General features: G+C 63.8%; 14 protein-coding genes. 8 read left to right on the top strand and 6 right to left on the bottom strand.

Translation table 11 applies throughout. The features are described from left to right. Positions 1–2: 2 nt before the first annotated feature. Positions 3–902 (bottom strand): choline sulfate utilization transcriptional regulator, encoded by a 900-nt coding sequence (locus AB7M33_RS08775; RefSeq protein ID WP_454242723.1) that lies wholly within the window; start codon positions 900–902, stop codon positions 3–5. Between the two features lie 109 nt (positions 903–1011). Between AB7M33_RS08775 and betC the strand changes: the two genes are divergently transcribed. From betC to AB7M33_RS08790, 3 genes are all read left to right on the top strand, one after another. Further along, a complete protein-coding gene (gene betC, locus AB7M33_RS08780) occupies positions 1012–2529 on the top strand; it encodes a choline-sulfatase (protein WP_454242724.1) in 1518 nt (505 codons plus the stop codon). A gap of 14 nt (positions 2530–2543) precedes the next feature. Further along, the gene (gene choX, locus AB7M33_RS08785) at positions 2544–3467 is read left to right on the top strand and encodes a choline ABC transporter substrate-binding protein (RefSeq protein ID WP_454242725.1); all 924 of its coding nucleotides are present in this window, start codon (positions 2544–2546) and stop codon (positions 3465–3467) included. Between the two features lie 128 nt (positions 3468–3595). Continuing rightward, a complete protein-coding gene (locus tag AB7M33_RS08790) occupies positions 3596–5161 on the top strand; it encodes a SulP family inorganic anion transporter (RefSeq protein ID WP_454242726.1) in 1566 nt (521 codons plus the stop codon). Positions 5162–5278: 117 nt separating this feature from the next. Here AB7M33_RS08790 and aroE read toward each other — a convergent pair whose 3' ends face one another. Further along, positions 5279–6103: a shikimate dehydrogenase gene (aroE, locus tag AB7M33_RS08795; protein WP_265967481.1), complete on the bottom strand. Its 825-nt coding sequence runs from the start codon at positions 6101–6103 to the stop codon at positions 5279–5281. Positions 6104–6128: 25 nt separating this feature from the next. Then, on the bottom strand, positions 6129–7040 hold the full coding sequence (gene hemF / locus AB7M33_RS08800; protein ID WP_027592042.1) for an oxygen-dependent coproporphyrinogen oxidase: 912 nt from the start codon (positions 7038–7040) through the stop codon (positions 6129–6131). A gap of 134 nt (positions 7041–7174) precedes the next feature. Between hemF and AB7M33_RS08805 the strand changes: the two genes are divergently transcribed. Further along, entirely contained in the window at positions 7175–8152 is a 978-nt protein-coding gene (locus AB7M33_RS08805) for an NADPH:quinone reductase (protein WP_027592043.1), read from the top strand. 325 nt (positions 8153–8477) lie between these two features. Here AB7M33_RS08805 and AB7M33_RS08810 read toward each other — a convergent pair whose 3' ends face one another. The 3 genes from AB7M33_RS08810 to dprA form a co-directional block, all read right to left on the bottom strand. Next, entirely contained in the window at positions 8478–8633 is a 156-nt protein-coding gene (locus AB7M33_RS08810) for a hypothetical protein (protein ID WP_454244267.1), read from the bottom strand. Between the two features lie 364 nt (positions 8634–8997). Beyond that, on the bottom strand, positions 8998–9555 hold the full coding sequence (locus AB7M33_RS08815; RefSeq protein WP_454242727.1) for an L-threonylcarbamoyladenylate synthase: 558 nt from the start codon (positions 9553–9555) through the stop codon (positions 8998–9000). 42 nt (positions 9556–9597) lie between these two features. Continuing rightward, the gene (gene dprA / locus AB7M33_RS08820; RefSeq protein WP_085272127.1) at positions 9598–10695 is read right to left on the bottom strand and encodes a DNA-processing protein DprA; all 1098 of its coding nucleotides are present in this window, start codon (positions 10693–10695) and stop codon (positions 9598–9600) included. A 207-nt stretch (positions 10696–10902) separates the two neighbouring features. Here dprA and def point away from each other — a divergent pair, with 207 nt between their 5' ends. From def to trkA, 4 genes are read left to right on the top strand one after another with little or no spacing between them, the layout of a single operon-like run. Beyond that, positions 10903–11409, top strand: a complete 507-nt coding sequence (def, locus tag AB7M33_RS08825; RefSeq protein ID WP_027592047.1) for a peptide deformylase — start codon at positions 10903–10905, stop codon at positions 11407–11409. A 60-nt stretch (positions 11410–11469) separates the two neighbouring features. Next, positions 11470–12402, top strand: a complete 933-nt coding sequence (gene fmt / locus AB7M33_RS08830; RefSeq protein WP_454242728.1) for a methionyl-tRNA formyltransferase — start codon at positions 11470–11472, stop codon at positions 12400–12402. Continuing rightward, positions 12399–13709: a 16S rRNA (cytosine(967)-C(5))-methyltransferase RsmB gene (gene rsmB / locus AB7M33_RS08835; RefSeq protein ID WP_027592049.1), complete on the top strand. Its 1311-nt coding sequence runs from the start codon at positions 12399–12401 to the stop codon at positions 13707–13709. The genes fmt and rsmB overlap by 4 nt, the downstream gene beginning before the upstream one ends. Before the next feature lie 23 nt (positions 13710–13732). Beyond that, positions 13733–15106, top strand: a complete 1374-nt coding sequence (gene trkA, locus AB7M33_RS08840; protein ID WP_085272130.1) for a Trk system potassium transporter TrkA — start codon at positions 13733–13735, stop codon at positions 15104–15106. The last annotated feature ends 4 nt before the right edge of the window (positions 15107–15110 follow it).

Raw genomic sequence — 15110 nt, forward strand, 5'->3', positions numbered from 1 at the left:
CCTCAAGCCTCACGCTCATCCTCCAGCCAATCGACAAACCGCTCAATCAGCGCCCCACGCCGCTTGCGCGGTGGCAAAACCGCGTAATACCCGCGTTCCGAGCGCAAACTGCCCTCCAAAGGCCGACACAGCAGCCCCTGTTCAACCAGCCCATCGACCAGGTGCCCCCAGCCAATCGCCACCCCTTGCCCGGCAATCGCCGCCTGGATCAACAAGGTGTAGTTATCAAAACGCAACTGCCCCGGCGGCGGTGGGCTGTCTACGCCAAACCCACGAAACACACCCGCCCAATCAAACCAACGGCTGGCCTGCTCACCGCGCAGGTGAAGCAACGGCAAACGCTGCAAAGCCACGGCTGACAAGGGTTTGCCATGAGTCAGGCGGGGACTGCAGACGGGGAATACCTCCTCATCGAACAACCACCGGCTCTCGCCTTGATGAAAACGCCCATCACCAAACAGCACCGCCACATCGATATCCGGCCGCAGCATCGCCTGGCTGCGCTCACCCGTTACCAGGCTCACATCCACCTGTGGATAAGCTTCATGAAAGCGTTGCAACCGGGGCATCAGCCAGAACGCGGCAAAGGCGAAGTCGGTCGCCACCTGAAGCACCTCGCGCTGGCCTCGCCCGCTGACCAAGGCAAGCCCATCGTCCATGGACTGTAGCCCCTGGTGCACCTGTTCGAACAGCAACTGGCCGGCCTCGGTCAGCGCAATGCCCCGGTAGATCCGGTCGAACAGCCGGGTACCCAGCTGGGCTTCCAGGCGCTTCACCTGCTGGCTCACGGCGGGCTGCGTGGTCCCCAATTCAAGCGCCGCGGCCGTAAAGCCACGCAACCGCGCTGCGGCCTCGAACACACGCAGGGTATCCAACGACAGCTCGCCAAGGCGCTCAAACATAAGCTCAGCTAATCCCAGTCATTGCCCGCCATGGGCTTTACCCATGTTATCCACAGTCGCATCTTGGTAGGCAAGCGGTTCGCATAACCTTCAACGATGGAAGCCAACCATGACGCGCCCGAATATCCTGTTCATCATGGCCGACCAGATGGCCGCCCCCCTGCTGCCGATCTACGCCCCTTCGCCCATCCAGATGCCAAACCTCGCCCGCCTCGCCGACCAGGCGGTGGTGTTCGACTCGGCGTACTGCAACAGCCCGCTGTGCGCACCGTCGCGCTTCACCCTGGTCAGCGGCCAGTTGCCCAGCCGTATTGGCGCTTACGACAACGCCGCTGACTTCCCCGCCGATGTGCCCACCTACGCCCATTACCTGCGCCATCTCGGCTACCGCACTGCGCTGTCGGGCAAGATGCATTTCTGCGGCCCAGACCAGTTGCACGGCTACGAAGAACGCCTGACCAGCGATATCTACCCTGCCGATTACGGCTGGGCCGTGAACTGGGACGCCCCGGACGAGCGCCCGAGCTGGTACCACAACATGTCGTCGGTGCTGCAGGCCGGCCCATGCGTGCGCACCAACCAGCTGGATTTCGACGAGGAGGTGGTGTTCAAGGCCCGGCAGTACCTCTACGACCATGTGCGCGAAAACGATGGCCGGCCGTTTTGCCTGACCGTGTCGATGACCCACCCCCACGACCCGTACACCATTCCCAAGCGCTACTGGGATCGCTACGAAGGTGTGGATATCCCAATGCCCAGCGCCGAGTTTGACCAGCGCGAGCTAGACCCGCACTCGCAGCGCCTGCTCAAGGTCTACGACCTGTGGAACAAGCCCCTGCCTGTGGACAAGATCCGCGATGCCCGCCGCGCCTACTTTGGCGCCTGCAGCTACATCGACGACAACATTGGCCAGTTGCTGCAAACCCTTGAGGAATGCGGCTTGGCGGAGGACACGTTGATCGTGTTCTCCGGCGACCACGGCGACATGCTTGGCGAGCGCGGCCTTTGGTACAAGATGCACTGGTTCGAAATGTCGGCGCGCGTGCCATTGCTGATCCACGCCCCCAAACGCTTTGCCGCCGCGCGCGTGAATGCGTCGGTCTCCACCTGCGACCTGCTGCCGACCCTGGTCGAACTGGCCGGCGGTGCCGTGGACACGTCCCTGCACCTGGACGGCCGCTCGCTGCTGGGCCACCTGCAAGGGCAGGGTGGCCACGACGAGGTCATTGGCGAATACATGGCCGAAGGCACGGTCGGCCCGCTGATGATGATCCGCCGTGGCCCGTACAAGTTCGTGTACAGCGAAGACGACCCATGGCTACTCTATGACCTGAGCCGCGACCCGCACGAGCGGGAGAACCTCGCCAGCAGCCCCGACCATCAGGCGCTGCTGCAGGCATTTGCCGATGAAGCCCGGCAGCGTTGGGACATCCCCACCCTGCGCCAACAGGTGCTGGCCAGCCAGCGCCGCCGCCGCCTGGTGGCCGAAGCCCTGGCCATCGGCAAGCTGAAAAGCTGGGACCACCAACCGTTGGTGGACGCCAGCCAACAGTACATGCGCAACCACATCGATCTCGACGACCTCGAGCGCAAGGCCCGTTATCCACAGCCCGCCCCTCTGGATTGAGAAGAGAGTTCGCCATGCAAAAAATCTCCGCCGCTGTGCTTGCCCTGGCCCTCGGCCTGGGCGCTGCCACGGCTCACGCCGAAGACGCGCAATGCAGCACCGTGAAGATGGCCGACCCCGGCTGGAGCGATATCGCCACCACCAACGCAATCGCCCGCCTGCTGCTGGAAAGCCTCGGCTACCAAGTAAAGATCGACAGCCTGGCCGTGCCGATCATCTATGGCGGCCTCAAGGACGGGCGCGTCGATGCCTTCCTCGGCAACTGGATGCCGGCGCACCAGGGGTTTCATGACAAGTTCATCGCCAATGGTGATGTGCAGCAGTTGTCGCGCAACCTTGAAGGCACCGAGTTCACCCTCGCGGTGCCCGACTATGTGTGGAACGCCGGGGTCAAAGACTTCGCCGACCTGCAAAAGCACGCTGATCAGTTCGACAAGAAACTGTATGGGATCGGCTCTGGCGCGCCTGCCAACCTGTGGCTGAAAGAAATCATCGACCAGAACCAGTTCGACCTCGGCCAGTGGAAGCTGGTGGAGTCGAGTGAGCAGGCAATGCTCGCGCAAGTGGACCGCGCCGTGAAGAAGCAGCAATTCATCACCTTCCTCGGCTGGACACCGCACCCGATGAACGTGAAGCTGAAGATGCACTACCTCACGGGTGGGGAAAAGTGGTTTGGCAGCAAGGGCCAGGTCTACACCCTGACCCGCAAAGGTTATGCACAGGCGTGCCCGAATACAGCGAAGCTGCTGGGCAACCTGACATTTACCCTGGACATGGAAAACAGCATCATGGCCGAGGTTGTGGATAAGAAAGTGAGCTTCGATGAAGCAGCCAAGGCTTGGGTGAAGGCGCATCCCGAAGTACTGGAAGGGTGGTTGGCTGGGGTCAGCACCAAGTCCGGTGGCGATGCGAAAGAGGCCGTCACAAGCAAACTGTAATCTCGATAATCACACTCATCCTGTGGGAGCGGGTTACCCGCGAATGCTCTAGTGAAGCCACCGACGCATTCGCGGGTAAACCCGCTCCCACAGGGGGCCGGTACAACACTCGGGAAACTGAAATACTTATGCACCGCCTCATCCAGCTGCTGCCTTTCCTTGCCTGGCTCCCCCGCCAATCGGGCCGCAGCCTGCGCCAGGACCTGCTGGTCGGCCTGAGCGGTGCCATCCTTGCCCTGCCGCAATCCATCGCCTACGCCCTGATCGCCGGCCTGCCCGCGGAATACGGCCTGTTCGCCGCCATCGTCCCGGTGCTCATCGCCTGCTTGTGGGGGTCTTCCTGGCACCTGATCTGCGGCCCGACCGCAGCCATCTCGATCGTCCTCTACGCCAGCGTCAGCCCCCTGGCGGTGCCGGGCAGCGCCGACTACATCACGCTGGTCCTGCTGCTGACATTACTCGCCGGCATCTTCCAGCTCTTGCTCGGCCTGCTGCGCTTCGGCGCACTGGTCAATTTCGTCTCCCACTCGGTGGTGCTCGGCTTCACCCTGGGCGCCGCCATCGTCATCGCCCTCGGCCAGTTGCCCAACCTGTTGGGCATGGACTTGCCAAGCCAGGCCACGGCGTTGAAAACCGTGCAAGACCTGGCCAGCCACGCCGGGGAGGTCGACCTGCCGTCGCTGATACTGGGGCTGACCACGGTGCTGATCGGCATGGCCTTCAAGCTCTGGCGGCCCCGCTGGCCGAGCCTGTTGATAAGCCTGGTCGTGGTCAGTTTGCTGGCCTGGTCACTGCCTGGCTTTTTTGGCCATGTGCCGCGGGTACCTGCCTTCACTGGCCAATTGCCCCCGTTGAGCCCACTGCCGCTACTGGACGTGGAGCTGATGCTGCGGCTGCTGCCGACCGCGGTGGCGGTGGGCATGCTCGGCCTGGTCACCAGCCTGTCGATCGCCCGGTCGCTGTCTGCGCGCTCTGAACAGCTGATCGACGCCGACCAGGAGATCCGCGCCCAGGGCCTGTCGAACATCGTCGGCGCGTTCTTCTCCGGTTACCTGTCATCAGGCTCTTTCACCCGTTCGGGCTTAAGTTATGACGCCGGCGCCCGCTCACCGCTGGCCGGGGTGCTCTCGGCCCTGTGGGTCGCGCTGTTTGCCGTCGCAGGGGCAGGGCTGATCGCCCACCTGCCGATCCCGGCGATGGCGGGCAGCATCCTGCTGATCTGTTGGGGGTTGGTGGATCACCGTGGCATTCGGGCGCTGTTCCGGGTCAGCCGCTCGGAGTTCCTGGTCATGGCCCTGACCGCCGCCGCGACCTTGCTGCTGGAGCTACAGACCGCGATCTATGCCGGGGTGCTGGCTTCGCTGTTCTTTTACCTCAAACGCACGTCCCGGCCACGGGTGCAGCAGAGCCGCGAAGGGCAGGCTGACGTGCTGCGGGTGGGCGGGTCGATCTTCTTTGGCGCGGCGCATTACCTGCAGGTGCGCTTGCAGCGCTGCCAGGGGCCGCATGTGGTGATCGATGCGCGGCAGGTGAATTTTATCGATTATTCGGGTGTGGATATGTTGCACCGAGAGGCACGGCGGTTGCGGCGGGCGGGGGGGAGTTTGACCTTGCAGCGGGCGCGGCCGCAGGTGGTCGAGGAATTGCAGAAGTTGGAAGGGGTGGCGGGTTGCCCCATTGAATTTGCAGAGTGACCATTGGGGCTGCTGTGCAGCCCATTTTTTGAGATTCGTGCAGAAACCTGTAGGAGCTGGCTTGTCGGTGCGCCGAACCGCTGCGATGGGCCGCAAAGCGGCCCCAAAATCTCAAATTCAGCCCCGAGCCAATTGCCGGCGCAGCTCAGCCAGCACCGGCGCCGTATCCGGCCGAACGCCACGCCAGATAAAGAACGCCTCAGCCGCCTGCTCAGCCAGCATCCCCAGCCCATCCAGCACCTTGGCCGCACCTAGGTTGGTAGCCCATTGGCAAAACGGCGTCGGCTCCTTGCCGTACATCATGTCGTAGCAAACCGTGCGTCCCGCCTTGACCAGGCTGTCGGCAATCGGCGGCATCTCGCCCGCCAGGCTCGCCGAGGTGGCGTTGATGATCACGTCCACCGGCTCCTGCAGCCAGCTGAACCCGCTGGCCAACACCGGCCCCAGCTCAGCGAACTCACGCGCCAGTTGCTCGGCCTTTTCTACCGTGCGGTTGGCGATCACCAGCGACTGCGGATCGTGCGCCAGAATCGGCTCCAGCACCCCACGCACCGCACCGCCCGCACCCAAAATGAGGATCCGCTTACCCGCCAGCTCAACCCCCGCATTCACCGTCAGGTCGCGCACCAGGCCAGCACCGTCAGTGTTGTCCCCCCGCAGCGAGCCATCCGCCAGCTTGCTCAGGGTATTCACCGCACCCGCCCGCTGGGCACGTGGGGTCAGGCTGTCGCACAGGCGGTAGGCTTCTTCCTTGAACGGCACCGTGACATTGCCGCCACTGCCTTGCTTGAAGAAACCGCGGGCACAATCGCTGAACTCGTCGAGCGGCGCCAGCAGGGTGGCGTATTCCAGGTCCTGGCCGGTCTGCTCGGCGAACAGGCGGTGAATCAGCGGCGACTTGCTGTGGCCGATGGGGTTACCGAAAACGACGTACTGGTCCATAGGGGCTCCTCGGTTATCCACAGGTTTACTGGGCGAGCCAGTCGCGGTCTTGCAGGAAGTACTCGGTCAGGCGCGCTTCTTCGCTGCCAGGCGCGGCCTTCCAGTCGTAGCCCCAGCGGACCTGCGGCGGCAGCGACATAAGGATCGACTCGGTACGCCCACCCGATTGCAGGCCGAACAAGGTGCCACGGTCGTAGACCAGGTTGAACTCCACGTAGCGACCGCGACGGTACTCTTGGAACTCGCGCTGCTCGGCGGTATAGGGCGTGTCCTTGCGGCGTTGAACGATCGGCAGGTAGGCCTCGACAAAGGCATCGCCAATGGCACGGATGAAAGCAAAGCAGGTGTCGAAGTCCCACTCGTTCAGGTCGTCGAAGAACAGCCCGCCAATGCCACGTGGTTCGCCACGGTGCTTGAGGTGGAAGTAGCGGTCGCACCAGGCTTTGTAGCGCGGGTACACGTCAGCACCGAATGGCGCGCAGGCCTGCTCGGCCACACGGTGCCAGTGGATGCAGTCTTCTTCGTTGCCGTAGTACGGGGTCAGGTCGAAACCGCCGCCGAACCACCACACCGCCTCTTCGCCTTCTTTTTCGGCGATGAAGAAGCGCACATTGGCGTGGGACGTCGGCACGTGCGGGTTGTGCGGGTGGATCACCAGCGACACCCCCAGGGCCTCGAAACCACGGCCCGCCAGCTCGGGGCGGTGGGCGCTGGCCGACGGTGGCAGGCCGGCGCCGAACACGTGGGAGAAGTTGACCCCGCCTTTCTCGATTACCTTGCCCTCACCGATCACCCGCGTGCGGCCCCCACCACCGGCTTCACGCGTCCAGGCGTCCTCGACAAAGCGGGCGCCGCCGTCCTCACGTTCAAGGGCGGAGCAGATGCGGTCTTGCAGGTCGAGCAGGTAGGCTTTCACGGCCTCGGTGCGGCTGGTCATCGGGTCACCTGGAGCGGGCAGAGAAGAATTCGCCGCGTAGCATACCACCGGCGGCTGACGCGCCGCAGTTGACGGCGATCAAGCAAAGGCGTCCGATAGAGGGCTGTTACCAATCCCGACAACAGGAGTGCGAGATGGCCAAGCGTATCCAGTTCAGCCAGCATGGCGGCCCGGAAGTTCTGCAGCTTGTAGAGTTCGACCCCGCCCCACCTGGGCCACAGCAGGTCCGCGTGCGTAACCAGGCGATTGGCCTGAACTTCATCGACACCTATTTCCGCAGCGGCTTGTACGCACCGCCATCCTTGCCCTCCGGGCTCGGCACCGAGGCCGCTGGTGTGGTCGAAGCCGTGGGTGAGGGCGTCACCCGCCTGAAAGTCGGCGACCGGGTAGCCCATGCCGGCGGCCCGCTGGGTGCCTACAGCGAAGTGCATACGCTGCCCGAGGCCAACCTGGTCAAACTGCCGGATAACATCAGCTTTGAGCAGGCAGCGGCGGTGATGCTCAAAGGCCTGACCGTGCAGTACCTGCTCAAGCAGACTTATGCGGTGCAACCGGGCGACGTGATCCTGTTCCATGCCGCTGCCGGTGGCGTGGGTTCGCTGGCCTGCCAATGGGCCAAGGCGCTGGGGGCCAAGCTGATCGGTACTGTCAGCTCCGCTGAGAAGGCCGAGCGGGCCAAGGCGCTGGGGGCATGGGAAACCATCGACTACAGCCATGAAGATGTGGCCAAGCGCGTACTGGAGCTGACCGACGGCAAGAAATGCCCGGTGGTGTACGACGGCGTCGGCGCCGATACCTGGCTGACCTCGCTGGACTGCCTGCAGCCGCGTGGGTTGATGGTGAGCTTTGGCAATGCTTCGGGCGCGGTGAGCGGGGTGAACCTGGGGATACTGGCGCAGAAGGGCTCGCTGTATGTCACCCGGCCGACCCTGGCGAGCTATGCCAACAATGCCGAGAACACCCAGGCCATGGCCGATGACCTGTTTGCGATGATTGCGAGTGGGAAGCTGGTTGTGGATATCCAGCAGCGGTATCCGCTGAGTGAGGCGGCCAAGGCGCAGGCGGAGCTGTCGGCGCGACGGACTGTGGGGTCGACTGTTTTGTTGCCTTGATTTAGGTACGGGATCGCATCAGGGCGGCCAGGTGCTTGGCTGGGTTGTTGTGGTGTTGCGTAGATCGAGCGCCGCCCGCGCGGCGCTTCGCAGCACAAGGCTGCTCCTACATCGGTTTCGGGCCAGTAACGCCTGTCCCAGCGCGCGCGACCGCCTTGTTTGTTCCACACGATATCGAGGTGGATGCCACAGGGGCCGCGCGCCTGTGTCTCAGGATTGATTGGCCCGAAACAAATGTAGGAGCAGCCTTGTGCTGCGAAGCGCCGCGCGGGCGGCGCTCGATTTCACAGGCGCTAGAACCCTCAAGGCAGGCACCTGTCAGCCCTCACACTTTCTTCTGCGGCTGTGGGGTCGACTCGATGCCATCGAGTATCGCCGCCACCACACCCTCTGCCATTTCAATCGCATGCAGGTTCGAGTTGAGGTGCTGGGTAGGGGTGGATCGGGTGGCGGCTGTACGCGAGGTGGTAGACCCGGGCATTTTCCAAACCAGGCAGGCTCGAAAGCCTCCCGCGCACAGCCGCCATAGACTGTCATGGAAAAGATGCATCCGGGCTACCACACCCGATCGCCAAGTTGTTCGGCGACGGTCTGAAGCCTAGAGACAGGACTTCCCACTGAGAAGGTGATGGTATTCGTTACGAGATGTAGGAGTTTTCCCAAACTGAATGCCGGACAGCCATTTGGATAAAGATCAGAGAGATTCCAGGCGACTCGATCAACTGTAGGAGCGGGCTTGCCCCGCGAACCAGGGCGAAGCCCTGGCCATACACACTGGCCGCCTGGGCTGGCCTCTTCGCGGGGCAAGCCCGCTCCCACAAGGAGGGGTATCGGCGCTTGGCAATTTAGCCCGGGCGAACGACTTCGCCCGTCGCCAGGTTGCGAATCACACTTGGGTTCTTCCGCCCGCCCAACGCCCCGCCCAACACCATGTCCAGCTGGCCATGGAAGTACTGCTCCACCCGCAAGCGGCTCTTCGCCGCCGGGCGACCGCCGGGGTTGCACGAGGTGGAAATCAGCGGCCCGACCAGCGCGCACAGCTCACGCACCTGCGGGTGGTCACTGACCCGCAGCGCCACCGTGTCGTGCTGCCCGGTCACCCACTCCGGCAACAGGTCCTGGTGCGGTACCAGCCAGGTGTTCGGGCCTGGCCAGGTGCTGCCCATGCGGTCAATCCAGTCCTCGGGGAAATCTTCAAACAAAAAGTCGAACTGGCGGATATTGTCGGCGATCAGGATCAACCCTTTATCCACAGGCCGCGACTTGAGCGCCAGCAGGCGATACACCGCGTCCTCGTTCCACGGGTCACAGCCCAGGCCCCAGACCGCTTCCGTCGGGTAGGCGATAACCGCGCCCGCCCGGATCTCACGTGCGGCTTGTTGCACACGAAAACTGCTCACCATTGCTGTCTCTCCGCCTATATACCTTGCTTGTGAGCAGTGTACTTAGCCAACGCGGGCAAACCAACGCCCGGCTTCATTGCTGACCCGCCCTTCAAGCTCCAGTTCGGTGAGCTGCGCCATCACCTGAGCCAACGTCAGTTCGCTGCAGTGGGCCAGGCTCTCGGTAGTCTGGGGCGCGGCATGCAGCAAGGCGAGCAGGGGGTGATCACGCTGTTCAACAATGGCCGGGGGCAGGTTCTGCCAGCCCTGCAGGCTTTCCAGAATCTGTTCCACGCTCTCCACTAGCAGCGCACCGTCGCGAATCAACTGGTGGCAGCCTTTGGCACCTGGGTGGTGGATGGAGCCTGGGATGGCATACACCTCGCGGCCCTGCTCAGCCGCCAAGCGCGCCGTGATCAGCGAGCCACTGGCCAGGCTCGCCTCCACAACCAATACGCCCAGCGACAAGCCACTGATGATGCGATTACGCCGCGGAAAATTGCCCGGCAGCGGGCCGGCATCCAGCGGGTACTCTGAAACCAGCGCGCTGCCGCTGTCGATCATCGCTTGGGCAAGCTCGCGATGGCGCTGTGGATAAAGTTTTTGCAGCCCCGTCCCGAGCACCCCAATTGTGCCGCCCCCGGCCTGCAATGCTGCCCGATGAGCGGCACCATCGATACCCAGTGCCAGGCCGCTGGTAATGGTAAAACCCGTCTGCGCCAAGTAGCGGGAAAATGCTCGGGCAGTGTCGAGCGCGGGCGGTGAAGCACGCCTGCTGCCCACAATTGCCAACTGTGGCCTTTCCAGTAATGCGGGGTCGCCAGCGACGAAAAGCAACGGCGGCGGGTCGTCGGTTTCGGCCAGCAGAGCAGGGTAGCCAGGGCTGTCCCACATCAGTAAATGCTGGCCCGGGCGCTCTAACCAGGCCATTGCAGCCAGTGCACCGTCACGCACTTCGGCGCTTCTTCGGGCTTCGATGCTGGCTTGCGGAATGCCCAGTGCGCGCCAGGCTGCGGCCGGCGCACTCAGCGCCGAAGAAGCGCTGCCAAAAGCTTTCAGCAGGCTGTGAAAGCGGCGTAACCCTGTGTCCGGCAGGCGGTGCAGGCGCAACCTCGCCTCCAGTTCGGCAGGCGCGCAAGGCGACGAATGGTGGGTCAACATGAGGATCATCCTTGATCGAAACGGGGCCATCGACGTGGCACAACCTGTGGATAACTGTGTTGATAACGCTTTGACAACCTGTCCATCAAATGGGTGATAAGCCGTCCGTTTAAACCCTAGCCGAGCTTTGCCAGGTGCCGAATCCCCCGATTACCTTTATTATGTGTGCTCAGTTTTCAACCGAACGCACAGTGACTGCCCGACCTTATGGCCATCTTGAACATTCTCGAATTCCCGGACCCGCGCCTGCGCACCCTCGCCAAACCGGTGACGGTGTTCGACGACGCCCTGAGCCAGCTGATCGACGACATGTTTGAAACCATGTATGAAGCGCCTGGCATCGGCCTGGCTGCCACTCAGGTCAACGTCCACAAGCAAGTGGTGGTGATGGACCTGAGCGAAGACCGCAGCGAGCCGCGGGTCTTCATCAACCCCGTCGTCGAAGAACTGACCCACGACATGGGCCAGTACCAGGAAGGTTGCCTGTCGGTGCCTGGCTTCTACGAAAACGTCGACCGCCCCCTGCGGGTGCGCGTCAAAGCCCAGGACCGCGACGGCAAGCCGTTCGAGCTCGAAGCCGAAGGCCTGCTGGCCGTGTGCGTGCAGCACGAGTTCGATCACCTCAACGGCAAGCTGTTCGTCGACTACCTGTCCACGCTCAAACGCGACCGGATCAAGAAGAAGCTGGAAAAGCAGCACCGCCAGCAAGCCTGATCCCCACCTTCCAGAAGGCTTGCTCCGGCAAGCCTTTTTCTTTTTTGCAGCGAGAACTCCATGCGCATCGTCTTCGCAGGCACTCCAGAGTTTGCCGCCGAACACCTCAAGGCACTGCTCGACAGCCCCTATGAGATCGTGGCCGTCTACACCCAGCCGGACCGCCCAGCCGGGCGTGGCCAGAAGCTCATGCCGAGCGCGGTCAAGGCACTGGCCGTGGCCCACGACATCCCGGTGCTGCAGCCGCCAACCCTGCGCAATGCCGATGCCCAGGCGGAACTCGCCGCGCTCAAGCCCGACCTGATGGTGGTGGTCGCCTACGGCCTGATCCTGCCCCAGGCCGTGCTGGATATTCCGCGCCTTGGTTGCATCAACAGCCACGCCTCCTTGCTGCCACGCTGGCGCGGTGCGGCGCCGATCCAGCGCGCCGTGGAAGCCGGCGATGCTGAGAGCGGCGTGACCGTGATGCGCATGGAAGCGGGCCTGGACACCGGCCCGATGCTGCTCAAAGTGGTCACCCCGATCAGCGCCGAAGACACCGGCGGCACGCTGCATGACCGCCTCGCCGAAATGGGCCCGCCTGCGGTGATTAAAGCCATTGCTGGCCTTGCCGACGGCTCGCTGCAGGGTGAAGCCCAGGATGACGCCCTGGCCACCTATGCCCACAAGCTGAACAAAGACGAAGCACGCATTGACTGGAGCCGCCCAGCCGTGGAGCTGGAGCGCCTGGTGCGTGCCTTCAACCCGTGGCCGGTGTGCCACAGCACCCTGGACGGCGAAAGCGTGAAAGTGCTGGCTGCCACGTTGTCCACAGGCAACGGCGCCCCAGGCGAGATCCTGTCTGCCAGCAAGGACGGCCTGGTAGTCGCCTGCGGTGACCAGGCACTGAGCCTGACTCGCCTGCAACTGCCCGGCGGCAAGGCGCTGAACTTCAGCGACCTGTTCAACAGCCGCCGCGAGAAATTCGCCAACGGCAAGGTGCTCGGCCAATGAACCCTCGCCTGGCCGCCGCCCGTGCCTTGGCCGCTGTGCTCAGCGGCAAGGCTTCGCTGAACAGCTCGTTGCCGGCACAACTGGACAAGGTCGACGAGCGCGACCGGGGCCTGACCCAAGACCTAGCCTTCGGCACCGCCCGCTGGCAGCCGCGCCTCGACCTGCTCGCTGCGCAGTTGCTGCAGAAGCCGTTCAAAGCTGCCGATGCCGATGTGCAGGCCTTGATGCTGGTCGGCCTGTACCAGCTGTTCTACACGCGCATTCCGGCGCACGCCGCCATCGGCGAAACCGTGGGTTGCGCCGACAAGCTGAAAAAGCCGTGGGCCAAAGGCCTGCTCAACGCCGTGCTGCGCCGCGCGCAGCGTGAAGGCGAAGCGCTGCTCGCGGGCATGGAGCGCGACCCGGTGGTGCGCACTGCCCACCCGCGCTGGCTGCAGAAATCGCTGAAGGCCTTCTGGCCCGAGCAATGGGAAGCCATCTGCGCCGCCAACAACGCCCACCCGCCGATGATTTTGCGGGTCAACCGCCGCCACCATAGCCGCGATGCCTACCTGGCCTTGCTGGCTGAGGCCGGCGTGGGCGCCAGCGCCTGCCAGTACAGCCGTGACGGCATCGTGCTGAACGAGCCCTGCGATGTGCGCAGCCTGCCTGGCTTTGCCGAAGGCTGGGTAAGCGTGCAGGACGAAGCTGCGCAACTGTCCGCCGACCTGCTCGAACTGGCCCCCGGCCAACGCGTGCTCGACGCCTGCTGTGCCCCGGGCGGCAAGACTTGCCACTTGCTCGAGGCCGAAGCTGGCCTGGCGCAGGTGGTGGCCATCGACCTGGAAGCCAAGCGCCTGACCCGCGTGCGCGAGAACCTCGATCGCCTGCAACTGGACGCCGAGCTGATCGCCTGCGATGCCCGCGACACCGCCAGCTGGTGGGACGGCAAAACGTTCCAGCGCATCCTGCTCGACGCCCCGTGCTCGGCCACCGGCGTAATCCGCCGCCACCCGGACATCAAGCTGACCCGTCAGGCCGACGACATTCCGGCCCTGGCCACGTTGCAAGGCGAGCTGCTCGATGCCCTGTGGCCGACCCTGGAAGTGGGCGGCATGCTGCTTTACGCCACCTGCTCGAGCTTGCCGACCGAGAACACCGAGGTGATCGACGCCTTCCTCGCCCGCACCCCGGGCGCCCGTGAGTTGGACCTGGCCACCGAGGCCGGCCTGCGCCAGCCACATGGCCGCCAGTTGCTGGCCCAGGAAGGCGGCCACGACGGGTTCTACTATGCCAAGCTGATCAAGATCGCCGCGTCACGCGGATAAGCACAACGGTTAGGGAGTAGCGGATGAAGATCATCATCCTCGGCGCGGGGCAGGTGGGCGGTACGCTGGCAGAACACCTGGCCAGCGAGGCCAACGACATTACCGTGGTCGACACCGATGGCGAGCGCCTGCGCGACCTCGGCGACCGCCTGGACATCCGCACGGTGCAAGGCCGCGGCTCGCTGCCGACGGTGCTGCGCCAGGCCGGCGCCGACGACGCCGACATGCTGGTGGCGGTGACCAACAGCGACGAGACCAACATGGTGGCCTGCCAGGTCGCCTACTCGTTGTTCCACACCCCGACCAAGATCGCTCGGGTACGGGAATCGGCCTACCTCACCCGCGAAGAGCTGTTCCACAACGACCACATTCCGGTCGACGTGCTGATCAGTCCCGAGCAGGTGGTAACCAACTACATCAAGCGCCTGATCGAGCACCCAGGTTCACTGCAGGTAATCGACTTCGCCGAAGGCAAGGCGCAACTGGTGGCGGTCAAGGCGTACTACGGCGGCCCGCTGGTGGGCCAGCAGTTGCGCCAGATCCGTGCGCACATGCCCAACGTCGACACCCGTGTGGCGGCGATCTTCCGCCGTGACCGGCCAATCACCCCACGCGGCGACACCGTGATCGAGGCCGATGACGAAGTGTTCTTCATCGCGGCGAAAAAAGACATCCGCGCCGTGATGGGCGAGCTGCGACGCATCGACGAGACCAACAAGCGCGTGGTCATCGCCGGTGGCGGGCAGATTGGCGAGCGCTTGGCCGAGGCCATCGAAAGCCGCTATCAGGTGAAGATCATCGAGATGAACCCGGCCCGCTGCCGTCACCTCTCCGATAGCCTTGAAAGCACCGTGGTGCTGCAGGGCAGTGCGTCGGACAAGGACCTGATGCTCGAAGAGAACATCGCCGACGCCGACATCTTCCTGGCCCTGACCAACGACGACGAGGCCAACATCATGTCGTCGCTGCTGGCCAAGCGCCTGGGTGCGCGCAAGGTGATGACCATCATCAACAACCCGGCCTATGTGGACCTGGTGCAGGGCGGCGAGATCGACATCGCCATCAGCCCGCAGTTGGCCACCATCGGCACCTTGCTGGCCCACGTGCGGCGTGGCGATATCGTCAGCGTGCACTCCCTGCGCCGCGGCGCGGCCGAGGCCATCGAAGCCGTGGCGCATGGCGATTCGAAGTCGAGCAAAGTGGTCGGCAAGGCCATCGAAGACATTGCCCTGCCGCCAGGCACCACCATCGGCGCGATCATTCGTGACGAAGAGGTGATGATTGCCCACGACGACACGGTGATCGAATCGGGTGACCATGTGATTCTGTTCGTTGTGGATAAAAAGCACATTCGGGATGTGGAGAAGCTGTTCCACGTCGGCTTGAGTTTCTTCTAGGAGA

It is taken from the genome of Pseudomonas sp. Y3 TE3536 (genome assembly GCF_053629175.1).